We start from the raw sequence: 22,641 nt of genomic DNA, 5'->3' as shown, positions 1-22,641 counted from the left end.
GTATCTTGAAAATAAAAAATGAAAATTCCAGTAATGTTTTATGTAGCACTTACTACATTTATGTTAGTATTGCTCACCGTTATGGTTTCTATGAATATTGCTTTTTCATGGGTATTTTATACCATGTGTTTGGGGCAAGCCTTTCTATTAATTATGGTTTATAAGGTTTTAAAAGACCGTTATAGTACTGATAAAACTTTTGATCATTTTTATGAAGATAGACCCATAAATTACAGAAAAAATAATAACGATTCTTAAAATTGAAGAGATAAGAAAATAAAAAATCCCATAAACAATTAATGTAAATGGGATTTTAAATTATGAGAAGTTATATATGATTATATATCCTCTTGATCTCTTAAGTTTTGAATATATGCTGCTTTTTGCACTTCACGACGTCTTTTTACAGAGGGTTTAGTGAAAAACTGACCATCTCTAAGGTTCTGCATTACTTTAATATTTCTGTGTTTACGTTTGTAACGTTTTAAGGCGCGTTCTATATTCTCGCCATCTTTTACTATAATCTTTAACATAGTTTGAATTTAATATTTGATTTTTTTGTTTTAGGCTTATCCTAAATACGTTTTTAATATTTTATTTTTTGAGGTATGACGTAATTTACGAATACCTTTTTCTCTTATTTGTCTTACTCTTTCTCTAGTTAATCCAAAATTTTCTCCTATTTCCTCAAGGCTTTTGGGTGTTTTTGCATTAATACCAAAAAAGTGCTTTATCACAATAGCCTCTTTTTCTGATAACGTGTTTAATGCACGATTAACTTCAATGGTTAATGAGTTTTTTATCAGTGAAGCATCAGGTCTTGGAGATTCGCTAGACTTTATAACATCGTATAAATTAGACGTTTCTCCTTCTTTAAACGGTGCATCCATGGAAACATGTTTACCCGAAATCTTCATGGACTGCTTTACATCATTAACAGTTAAATCTAGATTAGTAGCAATTTCTTGTGCACTTGGCGCTCGCTCATGCTGCTGTTCTAGATATGAATAGGCTTTATTAATTTTACTAATTGAGCCAATTTTGTTCAAAGGTAATCTAACTATTCGAGATTGTTGTGCTAATGCAGATAAAATTGCTTGACGAATCCACCAAACTGCATATGATATAAACTTAAAACCTCTAGTTTCATCAAATCGTTTTGCCGCTTTAACCAGTCCTGCATTGCCTTCGTTAATTAAATCGGGTAATGATAGTCCGTGATTTTGGTATTGCTTTGATACTGAAACTACAAAACGTAAGTTGGCTCTTGTAAGTTTATCTAATGCCTCTTGGTCTCCTTGTCGAATACGTTTTGCTAGTTCCACTTCTTCATCGGCTGTGATTAATGGAATTTTGCTAATATCCTGAAGGTATTTATCCAGAGATTTAGTTTCACGATTGGTAACTTGTTTTGTAATTTTTAATTGGCGCATATATTATTATAGATTTTATGAAATTAGACTTCCTTATAACATAGTCAAAAAAGTCAGAAAACCTAATAAAACAGGATGTTTTTAAGTAAAAACGCGTAAAAACGTTCAAAAATCTTCAAATTTTGACGTTTTTTGACATTTTATTGATTTTAAGTAGAAACTTGTCTCAAGGCTAAATGACTCAGATTTTTTTATAAACACTATTTTACTGTGTCTTTTACTTTTTTCTTATTGCCTAATAATCCACCTAAAACATTTTTTACAGCATCTTTTGTTGTGCTGGTGGTGGTTGAATCTTTGGTTTTGTTACCTCCAACAATATCTCCTAAAACATCTTTTATAGCATCATTTTGTTTTTGCTTTACTGAATCTGTTTTTTGTTTATTCCCACCAATAACATCACCAATTAAATCTTTTACCTTGTCCTTACCTTGATTAAGTAATTTTTGTTTCTCAATCTCAATAAGTTGTTTGGTTAAAGTCGAAACTCCACTTGTTAAATCGGTTTTAACATTGGGGCTATTATAACTTCCTCCGATATTTGCTGTAACCGGAATGGTAATTTTATTTGTTTCTTCGGTATTTATCTTACCTATTAGCCTGTTTATATCACTTCCTAAATATTTTGCTGGTACGTTAAAAACGGCATTATAGTTTAAGGTTTTATCGAAACCATGAGAACCAGAAACCGTTATGGCAATATCTTTATATTTTAAATCGAAAGGTTTAACACTCACTTTACCATTGGCAAAAGCGAGTTGTGTTTTTAGGTCTTTTAAATCTAATTTATCGAAGTCAATAAACCCTAATGCGCCCTCAAGTTTGCTAAATAATTCGCCTTCTTTAGCATTAATTCTTGTAGCTAATAATTCTGCTAGGGCATTCCCAGAAATGGTATTTAAATCTGGAGAGAATTCTTGGTCTAGTTTTCCTGAAAAGTTAAGAGTTGTATTTAATTTTCCATCGAGTAATTTCGCAATTGGCGCAAGACTTTTTAATAATTCTAAATTTTTAAATGATTCTGAAATATCAAATCCATCGGCACTTAAACTCAAGTTGAAATCTGGTGTTTCGCCTTTGGTAGATACATCACCAGAAATGGACAATGCCCCGTCAAAAATATTCGATTTCATATTTTGCAAGGTCGCTTGCTGGTCTTTAATTATTAGTTTTCCTGTAACATTTTTTAAATTCAAATTATCATAAACAACCGTTTTCGCATCAGCGTTTATGGTGCAATCTAAGAATGCAGGGATTTTTAAAGATTCAGATTTGTCAGTAGTTTTATTCGCTTTCGAAGACTCGTCTTCTGTCATAAAATCACTCACTTTAAACAGGTTTGAGCTAACATTAAAGTTTCCTTTTAAGTTGTTGTCACTCAATAAAAAGCCCAATAAATTATTAATAGTTCCTGTGGCATTTAAATCGGTATCGCCTGTTTTGGCTTTAAAATTATTCAATGAAACAGTTCCAGGGTTAAAAGTCATATCTGCTCGAGAAATATGAATTGGGTTTACAATGTCTTCTGAAGAAAATACAAAATCTGAAATGCTAGCTGAACCATTATTCTTTATACGCTGGTAGGCATTGGTTTCAATAGCGTTCATGTCAAAAGCCGTATTCAGTTTCGCTTTTAATATCCCCGTAAGGGCATTTTCCAATTCAATAGGGTATGCTTTTGTAAGGTTAGCGAGGTTTAGCGTGCCATCAATATTGGCATTAACCAGCATATTTTTTGTAATGTTTTTTAATAATGCCGATGATTTAAAAACATCATCGTCAATTTTAAAGTTCAATGCCTTTATATCTATATAGGTATCATCAACATATCCCGTTGTGTTTTTTATTTCGGTGTTAATTATAATGTTTTCAACACGTTTAGGTAAGTTTGGATATTTAAATGAAGCATTATTTGAAGTAATACTTATGTCAAGATTAGGGATAGTTTCTTCTGAATTTAATCCTTTTATGTGTCCTTTTAATTTGAAATCGCCAGTGGTTTGTACATTTTCTAGATTCTTTGAATAGGTTTTAGGAATAACGGCAAGAAAATTTTTAAAATCAGATTCTGGATTTTCAAAAGATATGTCAATTTCTTGTCCGTTTTCAAGTTGTTGCACATACCCTTTAAATTCTATAGGTAAATCGTTAATGAAACCTTTATTCTCTTTAAACGTGTATTTGCTGTTTTTTAAATCTAAACCAATTACAGCGTCGAGTTTTACCGGGTTACTACTCAGGTAACTTGTGCTATCCATAAAAAAGCTAACATTGGCTTCGCTTTTTGTGATTAATTCTGAATTTTCAGCTGAAAATGTACCATGACCTTCATGATTAAATTCGGTAATATGCATGATGATGTTTGACCCTTCATCTATATAACTTATCACGCTATTATGAATATTGTAATCTTCAATATCGAAAGAAAAACTGCTTGATTCTCCTTCCGGGGAAGCGTTATTAGTATCAGCTTTGGTAATATCGTAATTGTTGTTGCCTAACTTGTCAGTCTTCAAAGTTAGGAGCGCTTCATCAATGTTTATGGCGTTAATGACTATTGGGTCTTCATTAGCACTTTTAAACAGTTCTTTAATAGACATGGTAAAGGCTATATTTTTAACAGTTGCAAAAGTTTCGTCTTTAAAAGGTTCAAAATTGGTAATAACCAAATCGTTTACATTCACATGTGCTTGCGGAAAACTGCGAATAAAACTCAAACTCACATCACTAAACTCCACTTGTGCATTTAAATTTTGATTTATTATTTGCTTTACCATGTCTTTTATTTTACCCTGAAATGCAAAAGGAATGGCTACCAAAAGCGCGATTAAAATAACTAAAGTAATACTGGTAATTTTTAAAGCTTTCTTCATAAAGAATATGTTTTGTATATAAAAACAGTCATTATAATATACGCAAAAATGCCATTTAAAGATGAAGAACTATCTTATTATTATGTTAAGTTTTAATGTTGTGTAGATTTGAAATATTTAAAGTAAATCAATTTCTTCATTCACTTTTAAATGGAATCGTTTTCTAAAAAAATAAACACCTAAGTACAAAAATGGTGTGTCGCAAGCAGCAACAATTACTTTAAATAGAAAGCCACTTACTAAAAGGCCTTTAAAGTTTATCCAATCAATAATCTCGAAAGAACACAACAAGAAAACAATTGTAAACGTATCTATGAATTGAGAAAACCAAGTTGAAAAATTATTTCGAAGCCATAAATGTCTGCCTTTGGTTAGGCGTTTCCAGAAATGGTAAATTTGAATATCTACAAATTGCGCAAACAAATAAGTAAGCATACTTGCAAAAACAGCAATCATGGAGTTTCCAAAAACCAATTGGAAGGTATCGTCATTTACATAAGACCAAGAAGTTGCGGGCACATTGCCAGCAGCGTAAATAATTAAAAGTGAAAAAAGCGACGCAAAAATGCCAACTACAACAACATCATTAGCTCGTTTTTTGCCATAAATTTCGCTAATTAAGTCAGTGATTAAAAACGTTATGGGATAAGGAAGAATACCAACAGAAATTTCAAATAGTTTACTGCCAAAAATTTCAAAATTAAACGGATACCAATAAAAAAACTTTTGAAAAATGAGATTCGAAACCACTAATGAGGTTATAAATAAAGCCCCTAAAAGGATGTAAATACGTTGGGCAGCAAGTTTATCTCTTAAGGTCATTTAAATTGTGAATAAATAGCGTATGTAAATATAAAGGAAAACCATTTACTTTTTATTATTTTGCTCCTTCATGACAAAACCAATAACATATCATATTGCATTAGGCAGTAATAAAGGTGATAAATTTAAAAATTTGCAAAATGCGGTTAATGCTATTTATTTAGAAATAGGAGCTATTAAGCTAATTTCGAAAGTGTATAAATCGCCTGCTTTAGGTTTTGATGGTGAGGACTTTTTTAATTGCTGCTTGGTTCTGGAAAGCTATTTAGAACCGCAAAAGGTTTTAGAAACACTTTTAAAAATTGAAACATCGTTAGGGCGAATAAGAACACAATCTGAAGCATACGAAGCCCGAACTATAGATTTGGATATTGTTTTCGCTGAAGCTGAAATCATCAATACCAACGCGCTACAAATACCGCATCCTGAAATGACTAAGCGCAAGTTTGTATTGATGCCTTTAAACGATATTGCATCAAAAGTGAGACATCCTAATATAGGTAAAGAAGTTGCTGTTTTACTCGATGAATGTGAAGATGAATCGGTGTTAGAACCCATCAAAATATGGCTTAAAAATCCTAGTAAACAATACAATTTTTCAAAGTACAATTACATCGCTATTGAAGGTAATATTGGCGCAGGAAAAACCAGTTTAGCTACTAAAATGGCACACGATTTTAATGCCAAATTGATTTTAGAACGTTTTGCCGACAATCCGTTTTTGCCCAAGTTCTACGAAGATGCCAATCGTTACGCATTTACATTAGAAATGTCTTTTCTTGCAGATAGGTACCAGCAAATTTCTGATGATTTATCGCAACTCGATTTGTTTAAAGATTTTATTGTGAGTGATTATGATGTATTTAAATCGTTGATATTCTCAAAAATTACTTTGCAAGAAGACGAGTTTAATTTATACCGAAAGCTATTCTATTTAATGTATAAAGACATTGCAAAACCAGAATTGTACGTGTACTTATACCAGAACACTCAGCGTTTACAGGAAAATATAAAAAAACGCGGACGCGATTATGAGCAAAATATTGCTGATGATTATCTAGAGAAAATTAATTCGGGGTATTTAGATTTCTTGAAAACGCAAAAAGATTTTAACGTAAAAATAATTGATGTTTCAGATAGAGATTTTGTGGAAAATCGAAGTGATTATTTGTGGATTTTAGGTGAAATATCTGAGGACTTAAATCAGTTGATTTAATATATGGATCGACTTTTAGTTTGTGCTTTAGGATGTGTATTCAATTAAAACTTTTAACTTTCACTAACAGGATAGTTCAGGATGGTTTTACTTATTCGAAGTTTTATTTTTACTAAAAATTTAGATGGACATGAAAAATTCAAAAATCATTTACAAACTAACTTCATTGGTTATTTTGGTTCTTTTTATAAATTTCTACTCTTGTCAACCTGATGAGAAACCAGTGGAGTTTCTTGAAGATGTTATTACGGCACCAGATCCTGATACGGAAGAAGAAACATCTCCTGAAGTAGAGGAGGCTATTGATGAAGATATTGGAGCTTATACCACTTGTACACCTGAGGGTCAAAATACAGAAAGAACTAAGGATATAGCTAATCCAGTTAATGTAGGAACGATTGATGACAGGAGTTGTTATGCTGACTATAAAGAAAGTAACGTAGATGGAAAAGTTTGGGGTGTTTATAATATTACTGATGGCTCCAACCATATGGATGCGCCTAATACGTTACAACCTAGAATAGAACGTTCATTACCAAGAGCAGTAAAACTTGGTGTAGGAACATATGTAAAATTTACAGGAACTGTAAGAATTCTTGAAGTAGGTGATACTACGGGAGATGGTAGTGATGGTACTTATATTGCACAGGCCAAAGGTAAACACACCGGAGGAGGTGGTTCTCCAGACCCAGCTATTTGTTTGTATTTAGCTAAGCCCGTTTATGGAACAGGTGCGAATGCAAATAAGCAAGTATCCTTCGATGTTTATGCTGAGCGTATCTTAGTGCGCGGCGGATCAGGAAGCGGTAGAGAAGTTGTTTTCCTGAAGAATATTGAGAAGAATAAACAAACCGATTTTCAGCTAGAGGTAGGTTTTAGAGTAGATCCAAACGATGCTACTAAAAAAATTCATTATTGCGATGCTGTAATTGGTGGTGAAAGTTTTAATTGGAACATACCAGAACCAGATCGTGCAACAGAATCAAAAATAAGATATGGTGCATATCGAGTAAAAGGTGGTAGAGCTCAAATTAGATGGGCAAATACGACGCATACTAAAGTAGAAAACGATTAGTGTTAATTAGTTTGAATGAGGGGTTAAGCTTAAATTCGCAACCATTAGGAAGATTGTTGTATTTGTTACTCGTCTTCTGTGTTGTGGGTTTTTAGCCACTCTTCTCCGTCTTTGTCTACAAAGAAATCCATCCATACATAGTACATTTCATTTTCAGCATTTACACTAACTGAATGGCTGGAACCCCGCGGAATATGAAGTAAAGAATACTCAGGAAAATCAACTTGAGCATCATCAGCATAAACAATGGTTTGATTATCAGTAAGCCCCAAAAATAATTGTTCTAACATCGCATGCTCATGAGCACCAACTTTGTCGGGACCTATAGTTTTAACGGTGCCCATGGCTACTCTTGGAATGTATTTGTTAGGTAATATGGTTCTGCTTGTTGTTTGCGGACTTTTAATTGGTTCAGTATAAGATTTACAATCCGTGAACTTTTTAAAATAGATATTGTTGATATTTTCCTTAGGAAACGTTTTTATATCTTCTTGATCTAATTCAGTTTGGAATACAGATATTTTTAGATAGTGCAGTGTGTCATTTGCTATGGGCTTGAAAGATACATCACCCACATTATTTGGCAACATAATAGTCTCCGGAACAATTTCGTATGTTTTTCCACCAGAAGTCAATTGTCCATAACCTTTTATAAATAAGTAAACGAATTTATATCCATTTTCAAGCTCAACCTTTTCAGTAATATCACTTGATATTGTAACATGTTCAGAAATTACACCATCAATTTCTTTGTTTAAGATTGTTTTGTGTTGTTCTTTCTGATTAGTTTGTAATTCCATTGAAAGAAATTCAATAGGGATTTCTTGTGAATAAACACTTAAAAATGAACAAATTAAAGTGAATGCGATACTATAGATAAAACTGATTTTCATAATAAAATAAAATTGGTTTACCAATTTAATCAAAAAGGATGGATTATGCTTTATAAGTTCAGAATAATTTCAAAATGTTTGATATAAAGTAGTTACGATGCGTCCACTTTTTTCTTCCAGAATATGCTCATGAAGTTGTTTTTCGTCTTTAATTTTAAAATTAAAAGGGGGCTCTAATAAATTAACACCGCTGTTTAGTTTGAGCCTGATACCTTGGCCACTAATAATGTCTTGATTAGGTGTAAAAACACCTATAGGGAGGTGTTCGGTGAGAATAATATATTTGAAATTCACTAGTTTTTCAACTACGTATTTAATTTCAGAATTTGATAGATGTTGCAAAACTTGGCGGAGAATAACGCAATCTGCCAACGGAATTTCGTCTTTAGCAATATCTAAACAATAGAATTCTAGATTTTTATTGTGAAACAGTTTTTTATTCCTATTGATAAGGCTTTCAACAATATCTATTGCTATATATTTTTTGGTATGCTTAACAAGGTGCTTACCAATGTTGAAATCGCCACATCCTAAATCGCAAACCTCTAAAGTGTTTATGTGAGATTTAATAAAAGCCTTTATCGCTTCTAAATAAGGTTCTACAATTGTCGGGTCATGTGATCCAAAACCAGAATAAAAATCATAGGCTTTTCCACCCCAAAGATGCTGCTCATAAATTTGGTTCATCACAGCTCGTGTTGGCCAAGGTGTTTTATTTTTTTTAGCCAACTTATATTATATTTCAGATAATTTACTAAACATATCCCAAACAACAACCCCACAACTCACCGAGATGTTTAAGGAATGTTTCGTACCAAATTGCGGAATTTCAATCACTACATCACTAGCATCTACTACTTTTTGAGCGACACCTTTTACTTCGTTACCAAAAACTAAGGCGTATTTCGTGTTTGGTTTAACTTTAAAATCGTTGAGCATTGTAGCATTTTCAGCTTGTTCAATAGCAATGATTTTCACATCTTCAGCCTTTAATTTTTCAACTAAATCTAAAGTGTTTTCAACGTATTCCCAAGCTACTGTATCAGTACTTCCTAAGGCCGTTTTATGAATATCTTTGTGCGGTGGTGTTGCCGTAATTCCGCAGAGATAAATTTTTTCAACTAAAAAAGCATCGCTAGTTCTAAAAACCGAACCAATATTGTTCAAGCTCCTAATGTTATCAAGAATAATAATTATAGGTGTTTTCTTCGCTTCTTTAAAAGCATCGATACTTAACCGGTCTAATTCGCTATTTTTAAGTTTGCGCATGGTTTTATTGTTGAAATCTCGTTCTAATTGTAGATAACTTCTAAAGAATCAATCTCATAAAACATGAAATTAATAGTACATTGCATGCTACAATTTTGTCAAAAATAAGACTTATAAATTACTTTACCATTGGCTAAAAAAGCAAAAAAAGAAACCCCGTTAATGAAACAGTACAATGCAATAAAGGCAAAGTACCCTGATGCATTGCTGTTGTTTCGTGTTGGCGATTTTTATGAAACCTTTGGTAGTGATGCGGTAAAAGCTGCGGGCATTTTAGGCATTATTTTAACCAAACGCGGTGCAGGGAGTGATAGTGAAACTGAGTTGGCAGGATTTCCGCACCATTCATTAAACACCTATTTGCCTAAGTTGGTAAAAGCTGGTGAGCGTGTCGCTATTTGCGACCAATTGGAAGACCCTAAGCAAACCAAAACCATTGTAAAACGAGGTGTAACAGAGCTTGTAACACCAGGAGTTGCCTTAAATGATGAGGTTTTAGTTTCAAAATCTAATAATTTTTTATGCTCGGTTTACTTTGATAAAAAATACATTGGAGTTTCTTTTTTAGATATTTCGACTGGTGAGTTTTTAACATCGCAAGGTAATGCAGAGTACATTGATAAATTACTACAAAACTTTAGCCCTAGTGAAGTGCTAGTGTCAAAGCAAAAGCGAACGCTGTTTAATGAAACGTTTGGGAACGATTTTCACACATTTTATTTAGAAGATTGGGTCTATCAAACCGATTATGCTTACGAAACACTCATCAAACATTTCAATACAAAAACATTAAAAGGCTTTGGTATTGAAGATTTGTATGAAGGCATAATAGCTTCAGGTTCAATTCTACATTATTTAGGTGAAACGCAGCATCATAAATTGCAGCACATAACATCTATTTCTAGAATAGCTGAAGATGACTATGTGTGGATGGATAAATTCACTATCAGAAATTTAGAGCTTTACAATTCAACAAATAATAATGCGGTTACTCTTTTAAATGTTATCGATAAAACCATTTCGCCAATGGGCGGAAGATTGTTAAAACGTTGGTTAGCACTTCCTTTAAAAAATGTTGAAAAAATAAAGTTACGTCATGAGGTCGTTAGTTTTCTTTCCAAAGAAAATACAGTGCTTCAGAAGATTCAGAATCATATAAAACACATAGGTGATTTAGAACGTTTAATTTCAAAAGTGGCAACCGGTAAAGTTAATCCGCGTGAGGTTATTCAGCTTAAAAATTCCTTAGAAGCTATCGTGCCTATTAAGTCATTGGCTTCAAATTGTGCAAATGAATCGCTTAAGATTATTGGAGACAAGCTTCAAGGTTGTGATGTGCTTCGAGATAAAATTAAAGCAACTTTAAATGAAGATGCGCCGGTAAATGTACTGAAAGGAAATAGTATTGCCGCTGGGTATTCATCAGAGTTAGATGAATTACGAGGTTTGTCGAAATCTGGAAAAGATTATCTTGATAAGATGCTAGAACGCGAGAGTGAACGTACCGGAATCACTTCACTTAAAATTGCATCAAACAATGTATTTGGATATTATATAGAGGTAAGAAATACACATAAAGATAAGGTTCCTGAAGAGTGGATAAGAAAGCAAACGTTGGTGAGTGCAGAACGTTATATTACTGAAGAACTTAAGGAATACGAAGCTAAAATTTTAGGTGCTGAAGATAGAATTCAAGCCATAGAACAGCAGTTGTTTGCAGATTTGGTAAGCTGGATGAATCAATACATAAAACCAGTACAACAAAATGCTTATTTAATTGGGCAAATTGATTGTTTATGCGGCTTTTCGCAATTGGCAAAAGACAATAATTATATTTATCCTACTATTGATGATTCATTTGATTTAGACATTAAAGATGGTCGCCACCCTGTAATTGAAAAACAATTACCAATAGGTGAAGCTTATATTGCTAATGATGTGTTTTTAGACAGAACAGCTCAGCAAATCATCATGATCACTGGCCCCAATATGTCTGGTAAATCTGCCATATTACGTCAAACGGCACTTATTGTTTTATTAGCCCAAATAGGAAGCTTTGTACCCGCAAAAGAGGCAAGAATTGGGTTGGTTGATAAGATTTTTACACGGGTTGGAGCAAGTGATAATATCTCTATGGGCGAATCTACATTTATGGTAGAAATGAATGAAACCGCATCCATTCTTAATAATATATCTGATAGAAGTTTGGTCTTATTAGATGAAATTGGGAGGGGCACAAGCACTTACGATGGTATTTCAATTGCCTGGGCTATTAGCGAATATTTGCACGAACACCCCGCAAAACCAAAAACTTTATTTGCTACGCATTATCATGAACTTAATGAGATGAGCGAGACGTTTGCTCGTATTAAAAACTTTAATGTTTCTGTAAAGGAATTAAAAGATAATGTGCTTTTTTTAAGAAAACTGGTTGAAGGAGGAAGTGCGCATAGTTTTGGTATTCATGTGGCGAAAATGGCTGGAATGCCTCAACAAGTTTTGCATCGTGCAAACAAAATATTAAAGAAATTAGAGCAATCACATTCAAGCGAAGAGCTTACAGATAAAGTGAAATCAATAAAAGATGAAATGCAACTAAGCTTTTTTAATTTAGATGATCCTTTACTTGAAAACATTAAAGATGAAATATTACACATTGATATTGATACACTTACGCCTGTTGAAGCGCTAATGAAATTGAACGAAATAAAGCGAATGTTAGTTAAGAAAAAACAGGCTTAAAATAATTTTGATTTATTTTCAGAAAAGGCTTTGCATTTAGCATAAATATTTTAAATTTGCATCCGCAATAGCAATATTGTAACGTTCATTAAAGACTGCGAAAGTAGCTCAGGGGTAGAGCATCACCTTGCCAAGGTGAGGGTCGCGGGTTCAAATCCCGTCTTTCGCTCTGAAACTTTCTTAAAACATACCAATGCTGAAGTGGTGGAATTGGTAGACACGTTGGACTTAAAATCCAATGTCCATTAGGACGTACGGGTTCAAGTCCCGTCTTCAGTACTAAACCTCTTGTTAATCAATAGATTTTCAAGAGGTTTTTTGTTAAATATTATTTATTCTGAATAAATGGAGAGATTACTTTTCTAGTGACCTCCTCCATTATAATCTACAATGCCATCGCAGTTATTATCGATACCATCAGAATATACTTCCGTCGCACCAGGATTAACATTTGGATTATTGTCATCGCAATCAGTGCCATCACCCAAACCACATGGGTTGTCACTGCCATAAGGAGCAGTAAAACCATCTCCATCCATGTCAGGGTTAATATCGCCATGACCGTAATGGGAATCTAAAGCATTTGCACTTACTTCTATGGTATGAAACCCAGAACCTGTTCTATGACAAATTAAAACTTTGTCTTCTTTAGACTTTTTAGTAGTCTTACTTTTGCTTGCTAAGATTAAGTTATCATCTTGAAGCATAAGTTCATCTGTATTATCGCTTGAGCAATTAAATACAATTAATAAAGCAATAAATAAGTAGTTTACTTTTTTCATAAAATTTGGGATTTAAAGATTTAGTAAAGCAAGTACCAACAAAAATGTCTTAAAACTAAATTTGGAAAGAATTTCTCGATATAAGAGGTGTTTTCTTCTATAATTGAAAAAAAAAATGTAAATAAATCTGATAAAATGTTAAGCATCAGCACTTTAAAAAACTAAGTTTTATGTGGTGAAAATTAATAATAATAATTTTTTTTCCTTGTAGTAAGTTATTGAAGATATTTATTGATTTAAGTTCGCGATTTGTTGAGTTTAGATAATCTTTTGTTAGATTCATTTCTAAATGAATAAAATTATAAGTTGAATATATTTAATTTAAGAATTAGGCATTAAAAAAACCACCTATGAGGTGGTTTTTTATAAATTTTAAAAACTAATCAGAAATTAGTGTTCAGCTTTTAATTTATCAGCTTCTTTCTTAACTGCATCAGCAGCTTCTCCAGCTTTTTCTTTTACATTGTCAACAGCTTCTCCTGCAGCATCTACAGCAGAATCAACAGCTTCACCTGCAGCATCAGCGGCTTCTTCAGCAGCTTCCTCAACAGAATCTACCGCATCGCTAGCAGCGTCTGCAGCATTGTCAACTGCGTCGCCAGCGGCATCTGCAGCGTTTTCAATAGCATCTTCCATAGATTCTCCTTTTTTGGTATCTCTACATGAAGTGAAACATAAACTTAAAGCTAATAATAAGATTGAACTCAATAATAATTTTTTCATCAGTTGTTTGTTTTAGTGTTAATTATTTTGTTGAAAGTCACAATTTAATGACTTTTTATTAAAAATTATGATTTTTGGTAAATTCTTGATTAAAATCTCTTTATATACGCAGATAATCTAGTATTTGGATTACGGCACCTGTGTTTTTTTCAATGTATTGTCTGTTTTTGATGCCAGAAATTTTTCTTTTTTCCTCGTTTAGAATGAGTTCATTTAAAATTTGGTTAAACTCTTGTTGGTTTGAAATTGAGAACATTCCTCCATTAGTTATAAGGGCGCTCGCCTCTGGAAATTTATAATGATTGTTGCCTATTATTATAGGAACTCCAAAAACTGCAGGTTCTAAGGTATTGTGTAATCCGGTATTGCCCATAGCACCACCTACATAAGCTATGTCTGCATAACTGTAGATTTTTGAAAGAATACCTATGGTATCAATAATAAAGACCTTGTAATCCGATAAATTCTTGTTGTTTTTATCTGAAAACAATATGCTTTTTGACTTTATACTCTCCTGTAATTTTTTAATTCGATCTGGTTTTATATCATGGGGAGCAATAATATACTTAATATCTTTTGATGCTTCAGAATTTATAAAATCTATAAATAATGATTCGCCTTCGGGCCAAGTACTACCGGCAACAACGCATAGTTTGTTGTTTTTAAAAGCTTCAACATAGGGCAATGTGTTATCGGTTTCTAACTGGCTGTAAACTCTATCAAACCTAGTGTCTCCATTTACTGAAACAGTCTTGTAGTTGATTGCGTTTAGAATTTCTTTAGAAACCTCATTTTGTGTAAAAATGTGCTCGAAAGTAAAAAGTGCTTTTCTAAAAAAACCTCCGTAAGTCTTAAAATAAATTTGATTTTCTCTAAAAGAAGCAGATATGAGTAGGGCACGCTTTTGCTGACTTTTCAATTCGTACAAAAAATTAGGCCAGATATCATATTTTACAAATACGGAAAGCTCGGGTTTCACTAAATTTAAAAATCGTTTTGCATTCGTTCTGGTGTCTAGAGGGATATAAACAACAAGATCTGCTATAGGGCTGTTTTTTTTTATGTCATAGCCAGATGGGGAAAAAAAACTCAAAACTATTTTATGACTTTTATAATGATTCCTAAGCTTTGTGAATACAGGCAGCCCTTGTTCATATTCGCCTAAAGAGGCACAATGAAACCAAAGTGTTTTATCATTTTCAGAGATGCTGTCTTTTAAAATTTTGAAAGTACTTTTTCTGCCTTCAACACCTTTTTTTAGTTTGTTGTTAAACAGAGCTCCTATTTTTAAAGCAATACCTGCAAGAAAAATCCCTATGTTATAAATAAAACGCAATATTTAATTTTAAATGCTAAAATACATTTCTTTGACAGAAATTCATTGGTTAGCGATAATCATTTTTGTAATTTTGTTACGTGTTATACCGTAAAAGATTAACATTAAAATAAGTCGTATTTGATTCTTTAAATAGGGCTACAATTTTTTTTAGATGAAAAAAATTCAAATGGTTGACCTCAAAGGTCAGTACAACGATATCAAAGATATCGTTAATCCTTCTATCCAAGAAGTAATTGAAAACACAGCTTTTATTAACGGACCAAAAGTACATGAGTTTCAAAAAAACCTTGAAACGTATCTAGGCGTTAAACATGTTATTCCTTGTGCTAACGGAACCGATGCCTTACAAATAGCCATGATGGGTTTAGGTTTAAAGCCGGGGGATGAAGTTATAACTGTCGATTTTACTTTTGCAGCTACTGTAGAGGTTATTGCGTTATTACAACTTACTCCTGTTTTAGTTGATGTTAACGAAGATGATTTTAATATTAATATTGAAGCCTTAAAAAATGCCATTACGCCTAAAACGAAAGCCATTGTGCCAGTCCATTTATTCGGCCAATGTGCTAACATGGAGGCCATTATGAAAATAGCTAAAGCGCATAATCTCTATGTTATTGAAGATAATGCTCAAGCAATTGGAGCAAATTACACTTATAGTAACGGCACAAAAGTAAAAGCTGGAACTATAGGCGATGTAGGTGCTACATCGTTTTTCCCATCAAAAAATCTTGGTTGCTATGGTGATGGTGGCGCTATTTTTACCAATAATGACGAATTAGCTCATACTATTCGAGGTATCGTAAATCACGGCATGTACGAGCGCTATCACCATGATGTGGTAGGAGTGAATTCAAGATTAGATAGTATTCAAGCTGCAGTTTTAGATGCTAAACTACCAAAATTAGATAGCTATAATAAATCGAGACAAAATGCAGCGAGAAAATATAATCAAGCGTTTAAAAATATTAAACAAATTATAACACCGAAGGTTTCAAATGGCTGTGGAGATATTTGTGATACATGCGACTGTCATGTATTTCATCAATATACATTGAAATTAAAAGGTGTTGATAGAGATGCTTTAGTAAAACATTTAAACGATAAAGGAATCCCATGCGGCGTATATTACCCAATTCCACTGCATAAACAAAAAGCCTATCAAGATTCAAGATATAATGAGAAAGATTTTGCAGTTACCAATCAATTGGTTAAAGATGTTATTTCATTGCCAATGCATACTGAGCTTGAAGATGAACAAATTGAGTTTATAACATCTGCAATTATAAAATTTATAAATGGATAAAATATTAGTTACTGGTGGTTTAGGTTTTATAGGGTCGCACACGGTTGTAGAATTACAAAATAAAGGCTACGAAGTTGTAATAATCGACGATTTATCAAATTCTTCTGTGCAGGTGCTTGACGGTATTAAAGCCATAACAGGAAAAGCAGCGATTTTTGAGAAGTTAGATTTAAAAGATAAAACTGAAGTTGAATCGTTTTTTTATAAACATCAAGATATAAAAGGGGTAATACATTTTGCTGCAAGTAAAGCTGTAGGCGAAAGTGTAAACGAGCCTTTGATGTACTATGAAAACAATCTAGCCTCCTTAATATACATTTTAAAAGAATTGAAGAAATTGCCATCAGCAAGTTTTATTTTTAGTTCTTCATGCACAGTTTACGGGCAAGCTGATGAATTACCTATTACAGAAAATGCTCCCGTTAAAACAGCGGAATCACCATATGGAAACACCAAGCAAATTGGCGAAGAAATTATAGCTGACACTTGTAAAGTAGTGCCATCATTAAAAGCGATTGCATTGCGTTATTTTAATCCTATTGGCGCACATGAGTCTGTTGAAATTGGCGAATTACCAATTGGCGTTCCACAAAATTTAGTGCCTTTTATTACACAAACGGCCATTGGTTTAAGAGAGCAATTATCGGTTTTTGGTGATGATTACCCAACGCCCGATGGCACTTGTATTAGAGATTATATTCATGTAGTAGATTTAGCTAAAGCTCATGTAATCGCTTTAGGTAGATTACTGAAAGGCGATAATAAATCGAATTACGAAACTTTCAATTTAGGAACAGGTAAAGGCAGTTCTGTATTAGAAGTGGTTAATGCTTTTGAAGAAGTCTCAGGAGTAAAATTAAACTATAAAATTGTAGGAAGACGCGAAGGTGATATCATTTCTGCATACGCCGATACAAATAAAGCCAATAATGATTTAGGATGGAAACCCACTTTATCTCTTAAAGACGCTATGTTATCTGCATGGAAATGGGAGCAGAAAGTTAGAGGCTAATAAAATTTCAAATAGAAATTGTTCTGAAGGGTCGCTAATTTAGCGACCTTTTTGTTTAGATGTATTCTTTTATTTTATGTTAAAAAAGTAGAAAATATTATCGGGGTTTACCTTTTTTAGAAAATTTTAAGAAAAATCACAGCCTTTTATTTATACCTTCATGGAGAAAAGTTAGTTTGTAGTTTAACAATTGCATCTTTCGCTCTTACTAATTTCTTACTCATGACTAATCGAACCAAATTATCCATTGTATTTGTCTGTCTTTTTATTTTTGCCAATAAGATGATGGCTCAAGATGCTGGAATAAACTTAACTCAAGAATGGCATCAAAAACATTTGGATAGTTTGTTGCATGAAGTTAATATTAACAACGACATGAACCAGTTAGATCTTCTGGTATTAAATGAAAATGCTGCAAACAGCAAACACCCGGATTCTGTCAATATATTTAAAACATTAGCCCTATTAAATGCTGAATTGGAACAACCAAAAGATGCTTATAAATACACTTTAAAGTACATAAATAACACTTTTGATTTTTCAATATTAAAAGACAAATCTTTTGAGGCTATTAGTGAAACCGAGGAGTATAAAGTATTAAATAAATCATTTAACTTTCATATTAATGGTTTAGCTTTTTTTTATTTATATGCCGCATTAATTGGCTTTTTCTTTACAATAGCCATTAATTTTAGCAAAAAAGCTCAGCCTTATTCCAAAGTTTTGATTGGCACCTTTGTAGGAATTCAAAGTTTATTTATTTTAGAGTTTGTTCTGTATATAACTAATGCGAGATATGAATACCCTCATACATACAGAATGTCTTCTTCATGTGTTTTACTTTTAGGACCGATACTTTTTTTCTATTTCAAAAGTGTTTCACCCAATTTCAAGTTTAAATTTAAAGATGTCTTACATCTATTACCAACCATTTGCTTGCTGTTTTTCTTACTACCTGTTTATTTGGCTTCAGCAAATGAAAAGTACAATATGATGTTAGAATTAAATGCTTCAACTCATCATTATAATATTATTGTTTTTTCGGCAAAAGTAATATCGTTAATCGTATATGCCTTTTTGATAAGAAAATTATTAAAATCGAAGCAGAATGCGGTAATTAACAACAACGATACTTTTAAAAGAAAATGGGAGAGCGGTATATTTAATATATACGTAGCTTATATTGTTTCATATGTACTTTATGGATTGTCTATTTTAACGCAACTGGGCGGGATTTCAATAGTTATTTATAACGGCATGGTGGCGCTTATGTGCTTTATGCTGATATATATAGTATACATGGGATATGTACAGCCAGATGTGTTTAATAATACTTTTGTACCATTAAATAAAAGACTATTTTCTGAAAAATATCAGAAGTCTGGACTAACAAATACCCTTTCTACCGAATTAAAAGATAACCTAGAAAAGCTGTTAGTTCAAGATAAAGTTTTTAAAGAAAATAATATTAATTTAGAACTGCTTGCTTTCAAATTAAATACCACACGCCATAATGCTTCTCAAATAATAAATGAGCATTTTAAAATGAATTTTTTTGAACTTATAAATACCTTCAGAATTAAAGAAGCTATTAAAATGTTAGAAGAAGATTCGCATGGTAATTTAAATATTATTGATATTGCTTATGAAGTTGGATACAATAATAAAGTAACTTTTAATAAAGCATTTAAAAAAGTTACAAATACAACACCTTCTGAATATATTCATACTTCACTTAAAAACTCTCCAAGTAAATATTAGGTAAAAGTTTAACGGCGTAGGTTAACTATTATCAGGATTGCCCATCATTACTCACATTTTAACTTCTTTTAACGTGCAATTGTTAAAGGTAGGTAGTAAAAGGACTTTACTTACTTTAGATTCCTCTAAACTTTTTTTCACAATAGTAAAGTATAATTTTTTGAATTAGTCACTTAAAAAAATCTTTGCTACCGCCTTTTTTCAATCTGCGAAGACTAACTCAAATATTAATAAAATGAAAAAAAAGTTTAGTAGATTGTTAACGCTAATTTTAGCGTTAACTGTGCAGCTTACGTTTGCACAAGGAAAAACTATTTCTGGTACTATTACAGACGGCAATGGATTGCCGCTACCTGGTGCAACAGTTTTAGTGAAAGGCACCTCTTCTGGTGCTTCAACCGATTTTGATGGTAAATTTTCAATTGAAGCAAATCAAGGGTCAACTCTTGTATTTAGCTACGTTGGATATGCCACTCAAGAAATTGTAGCAGGCTCATCGGCTACAATAGATATTACCTTGCAGGAAGATGCACAAGCCCTTCAAGAAGTTGTTGTAACGGCATTAGGTATTAAGCGCGAGAAAAAATCATTAGGTTCTGCCATTACAACTATTGGATCTGAAGATTTAAACCAAGGCGCACAAACCAATATTTCCGATGCAATTAAAGGAAAAGTTGCTGGTGTAGTTATTTCGAATGCAAGTACCGATCCTGGTTCTTCATCAGGAGTCATCATTAGAGGTTTTAGCTCGCTTAGTGCTAGTAATCAGCCTTTATATATTGTTGATGGTGTGCCTATTAATAATGGTACAACAAATAGTACGAGTCTTAACGGGTCTTACGATTTTGGTCGAGGCTCTGGCGACATTAATCCTGAGAATATCGAATCCATTTCTGTATTAAAAGGTGCGTCGAGTACAGCACTTTACGGTTCCAGAGCTGCCAATGGTGTTGTTATTATCACAACCAAAAAAGGAAGCAAGGATAAATTAAGTGTTGAGTTTTCTACTCAAGCTACTTTTACAGATTTGTTACGAGCACCTAAATATCAAGAGGAATTCGGACAAGGATGGGACGGACAACACTTTTTAGGTGAAAATGGTTCTTGGGGCCCACGTTTTAATAATGAGGTTCTTGTTTGGGGTAATGTGGTAAACAATTCGCAAAAAATTAAACGATATGCGTTTCAAGAAGATCAATGGAGAAATTTTTTCGATATAGGTACTGCTTATGTAACAAACCTAGCAATTTCTGGAGGTTCTGGAAATACAACTGGGAGAATTGCTTTTAATAATACCACCGCCGATGGAATTTTTCCAACTTCAAATGATTCAAATGAAAGAAACACTATTTCTGCTTCATTCAATTCGCAAATTGATTTCTTAACCTTTGGTGGGACATTAAATTATGTAAGTACAAGAGGCGCAGGAATACAAGGAGGGCAAGGGCGATCAGTAATCAATAATTTGATGCAAATTCCAACAGATTTTGATATTACAGAATTTAAAGATTATAAAAACGACCCATTTAACAATGTAGATAATTATTACACACCTTTTGGAGTTACTAATCCTTATTTTACATTAAACGAAGATGGAGCAAAATATACCAAAGAAAGAGTTTATGGCGCGTTTGATGTGAATGCACAAATTAACGAATGGGCAAGTGCTACATACAGATTGGGTATAGATTCATATTCAGATTATACTAAGGTTTGGAATGCTATTATTGATGCGGCTCCCGGGAGCCCCAATGATGGAACCACAACAGAGCAGCCTGGGTTTTATGGCGAAGTTCAGAATTTTGTTAAACAGGTTAATCATGATATTTTGTTGAATCTTAACTTCGATGTGAATGACGATTTTAATATTTCTTCATCCTTCGGGTTTAATTACAACGATAGAACAACGCAAGGAGCTACCGCAAGCGTAGCATCACAAGACATACCCGATTTTTTCTCGCTGTCTAATTCTGCAAGCCCAGTAGCTGCGACTTCTACAGTAACTAAAAGAAGATTATTTGGTGTTTTAAATTCAACCACGTTTTCATATAAAGACATGCTGTTTCTTACAGCTAATGTTAGAAACGATTGGTATTCTACTTTACCAGAAGAAAATCGGTCGGTGCTTTATGGAGGTGCCAATGCTTCATGGGTTTTAACTGAAACATTTCCAGATATAAAAAAGGTATTAAGTTACGGTAAAATAAGAGTTGGTTATGGAGAAACAGGTGTGGATACGGCACCATATCAAATAGATCCTGTTAATATTGCGGGCTCAACAGATAACCAAGGATTTAGAAACCTTAATTTCCCAGTAGGAGGTTTAAATGCTTTTGAAGTTGGAAACAGAGCTGGAAATCCAAATTTAGCACCAGAAAGAAGAAAAGAGTTTGAAATAGGTACAGAATTATCTTTTTTAAAGAATCGTATTAGTTTAGATTTTGCATATTATAATGCTACGGTTGAAGACCAAATTCTAAGTCTGCCATTAGCATCAACTTCTGGTTTTACAAACCAAACGGCGAATATTGGAACCATTTCTAATAAAGGTTATGAAGCGCTTTTAACTCTAGGCGTTTTTAGAAATACCGATGGTTTTAATTGGGATTTGGCTTTTAATTATTCTACCAATGATGCCATTTTAGAAGAACTTGACGATAGAGTAGAACAAATTGCGCTAGGTGGTTTAAGCACAATAAGTTTGGTAGCTAGAGAAGGCGACCCCATTGCTTTAATTGAAGGTAGCGTGCCACTTAGAGACCCTAGCGGAAACATTGTGGTAGATAATAACGGTGTACCTATAGCATCTCCAGAAAAAGAGGTTTATGGCGATACGCAATATGATTACACTTTAGGTATCAATAATAATTTTTCATACAAAGGTTTTTCGTTAGGGTTTTCACTCGATATAAGACAAGGAGGATTAATGTATAGCCGTACTGCTAGTAACACGCGTTTCACTGGAAATTCAATTACAACAACAATAAATGATAGAAACCCTTATGTCGTTCCTGGTTCTGTAAATAGAATTGACGATGGAAGCGGTAATATTTCTTATGTGGAAAATACAACAGCGATAGATATTGAACATTGGGATGATTATTATAGAGCTACAGCTAACGAAAGAGGAGATGTAATCGATAAATCATTTGTAAAACTAAGAGAAGTAACCTTTGGGTATAATTTCTCCGATAAGATTATTGATAAAACACCTTTTGAATCTTTATCTATTACAGTTGTTGGAAGAAACTTACTATTATTTACACCAGAATCCAATCAATATATAGATCCAGAAGTGTCCACTTTCGGAACAGATTTAACGAGCCTTTTTGGTGAGTTTAGCGCGAGTCCTAGTACTAGAAGTCTGGGAATTACATTAAAAGCTAGATTTTAAT

The 22,641-nt window shown here is 33.0% G+C and carries 18 protein-coding genes and 2 tRNA genes; 10 read left to right on the top strand and 10 right to left on the bottom strand.

Features of this window, described 5'->3' with window-relative positions:
• Positions 1 to 18 precede the first annotated feature (18 nt).
• Positions 19 to 258 carry a hypothetical protein gene (locus O5O44_RS16095; RefSeq protein ID WP_289195209.1) on the top strand — a complete coding sequence of 80 codons (240 nt, stop codon included), beginning with the start codon at positions 19 to 21 and terminating at the stop codon, positions 256 to 258.
• An 80-nt stretch (positions 259 to 338) separates the two neighbouring features.
• Here O5O44_RS16095 and rpsU read toward each other — a convergent pair whose 3' ends face one another.
• From rpsU to O5O44_RS16075, 4 genes are all read right to left on the bottom strand, one after another.
• Positions 339 to 533: a 30S ribosomal protein S21 gene (gene rpsU, locus O5O44_RS16090; protein ID WP_019387676.1), complete on the bottom strand. Its 195-nt coding sequence runs from the start codon at positions 531 to 533 to the stop codon at positions 339 to 341.
• A 36-nt stretch (positions 534 to 569) separates the two neighbouring features.
• Positions 570 to 1,433 (bottom strand): sigma-70 family RNA polymerase sigma factor, encoded by an 864-nt coding sequence (locus O5O44_RS16085; RefSeq protein WP_019387677.1) that lies wholly within the window; start codon positions 1,431 to 1,433, stop codon positions 570 to 572.
• A gap of 200 nt (positions 1,434 to 1,633) precedes the next feature.
• Entirely contained in the window at positions 1,634 to 4,306 is a 2,673-nt protein-coding gene (locus O5O44_RS16080) for an AsmA family protein (RefSeq protein WP_289195208.1), read from the bottom strand.
• 117 nt (positions 4,307 to 4,423) lie between these two features.
• Positions 4,424 to 5,128, bottom strand: coding sequence for a queuosine precursor transporter (locus tag O5O44_RS16075; protein WP_289195207.1), 705 nt, complete (start codon positions 5,126 to 5,128; stop codon positions 4,424 to 4,426).
• Between the two features lie 70 nt (positions 5,129 to 5,198).
• Here O5O44_RS16075 and folK point away from each other — a divergent pair, with 70 nt between their 5' ends.
• Positions 5,199 to 6,344 (top strand): 2-amino-4-hydroxy-6-hydroxymethyldihydropteridine diphosphokinase, encoded by a 1,146-nt coding sequence (gene folK / locus O5O44_RS16070; protein WP_289195206.1) that lies wholly within the window; start codon positions 5,199 to 5,201, stop codon positions 6,342 to 6,344.
• 130 nt (positions 6,345 to 6,474) lie between these two features.
• Complete coding sequence (locus O5O44_RS16065; RefSeq protein WP_289195205.1) at positions 6,475 to 7,419, top strand: hypothetical protein; 945 nt, start codon at positions 6,475 to 6,477, stop codon at positions 7,417 to 7,419.
• Between the two features lie 65 nt (positions 7,420 to 7,484).
• Here O5O44_RS16065 and O5O44_RS16060 read toward each other — a convergent pair whose 3' ends face one another.
• The 3 genes from O5O44_RS16060 to O5O44_RS16050 form a co-directional block, all read right to left on the bottom strand.
• A complete protein-coding gene (locus O5O44_RS16060) occupies positions 7,485 to 8,312 on the bottom strand; it encodes a hypothetical protein (protein ID WP_019387682.1) in 828 nt (275 codons plus the stop codon).
• 69 nt (positions 8,313 to 8,381) lie between these two features.
• Positions 8,382 to 9,041, bottom strand: a complete 660-nt coding sequence (locus tag O5O44_RS16055) for a class I SAM-dependent methyltransferase (RefSeq protein WP_289195204.1) — start codon at positions 9,039 to 9,041, stop codon at positions 8,382 to 8,384.
• A gap of 6 nt (positions 9,042 to 9,047) precedes the next feature.
• On the bottom strand, positions 9,048 to 9,581 hold the full coding sequence (locus O5O44_RS16050; protein WP_289195203.1) for an RNA methyltransferase: 534 nt from the start codon (positions 9,579 to 9,581) through the stop codon (positions 9,048 to 9,050).
• A 129-nt stretch (positions 9,582 to 9,710) separates the two neighbouring features.
• On the opposite strand from O5O44_RS16050, the gene mutS reads away from it, so the two are divergent.
• The 3 genes from mutS (at position 9,711) to O5O44_RS16035 (ending at position 12,602) form a co-directional block, all read left to right on the top strand.
• Positions 9,711 to 12,323: a DNA mismatch repair protein MutS gene (gene mutS, locus O5O44_RS16045; RefSeq protein WP_289195202.1), complete on the top strand. Its 2,613-nt coding sequence runs from the start codon at positions 9,711 to 9,713 to the stop codon at positions 12,321 to 12,323.
• Between the two features lie 97 nt (positions 12,324 to 12,420).
• A tRNA-Gly gene (locus tag O5O44_RS16040) sits at positions 12,421 to 12,492 on the top strand.
• A gap of 26 nt (positions 12,493 to 12,518) precedes the next feature.
• Positions 12,519 to 12,602 (top strand) — tRNA-Leu (locus O5O44_RS16035).
• Positions 12,603 to 12,685: 83 nt separating this feature from the next.
• Here the strand turns inward: O5O44_RS16035 and O5O44_RS16030 are convergent.
• From O5O44_RS16030 to O5O44_RS16020, 3 genes are all read right to left on the bottom strand, one after another.
• Positions 12,686 to 13,105, bottom strand: coding sequence for a putative metal-binding motif-containing protein (locus O5O44_RS16030; RefSeq protein WP_289195201.1), 420 nt, complete (start codon positions 13,103 to 13,105; stop codon positions 12,686 to 12,688).
• Positions 13,106 to 13,495: 390 nt separating this feature from the next.
• The gene (locus O5O44_RS16025; protein WP_019387687.1) at positions 13,496 to 13,828 is read right to left on the bottom strand and encodes a hypothetical protein; all 333 of its coding nucleotides are present in this window, start codon (positions 13,826 to 13,828) and stop codon (positions 13,496 to 13,498) included.
• 100 nt (positions 13,829 to 13,928) lie between these two features.
• On the bottom strand, positions 13,929 to 15,164 hold the full coding sequence (locus tag O5O44_RS16020) for a 3-deoxy-D-manno-octulosonic acid transferase (RefSeq protein ID WP_289195200.1): 1,236 nt from the start codon (positions 15,162 to 15,164) through the stop codon (positions 13,929 to 13,931).
• Between the two features lie 154 nt (positions 15,165 to 15,318).
• On the opposite strand from O5O44_RS16020, the gene O5O44_RS16015 reads away from it, so the two are divergent.
• From O5O44_RS16015 to O5O44_RS16000, 4 genes are all read left to right on the top strand, one after another.
• Entirely contained in the window at positions 15,319 to 16,473 is a 1,155-nt protein-coding gene (locus O5O44_RS16015) for a DegT/DnrJ/EryC1/StrS family aminotransferase (protein WP_289195199.1), read from the top strand.
• On the top strand, positions 16,466 to 17,485 hold the full coding sequence (gene galE / locus O5O44_RS16010; protein WP_289195198.1) for a UDP-glucose 4-epimerase GalE: 1,020 nt from the start codon (positions 16,466 to 16,468) through the stop codon (positions 17,483 to 17,485). Before O5O44_RS16015 ends, galE begins: the two co-directional genes overlap by 8 nt.
• Before the next feature lie 222 nt (positions 17,486 to 17,707).
• Positions 17,708 to 19,246, top strand: a complete 1,539-nt coding sequence (locus O5O44_RS16005; protein ID WP_289195197.1) for a helix-turn-helix domain-containing protein — start codon at positions 17,708 to 17,710, stop codon at positions 19,244 to 19,246.
• A 235-nt stretch (positions 19,247 to 19,481) separates the two neighbouring features.
• Entirely contained in the window at positions 19,482 to 22,640 is a 3,159-nt protein-coding gene (locus O5O44_RS16000) for a SusC/RagA family TonB-linked outer membrane protein (RefSeq protein WP_289195196.1), read from the top strand.
• The last annotated feature ends 1 nt before the right edge of the window (position 22,641 follow it).

Origin of the sequence: Algibacter luteus, from assembly GCF_030344935.1 — a bacterium.
GTDB classification, from domain to species: domain Bacteria; phylum Bacteroidota; class Bacteroidia; order Flavobacteriales; family Flavobacteriaceae; genus Arenitalea; species Arenitalea lutea.
Note: the sequence above shows the minus strand (reverse complement) of the source record. Positions and strands in the feature narration are given on the sequence as shown.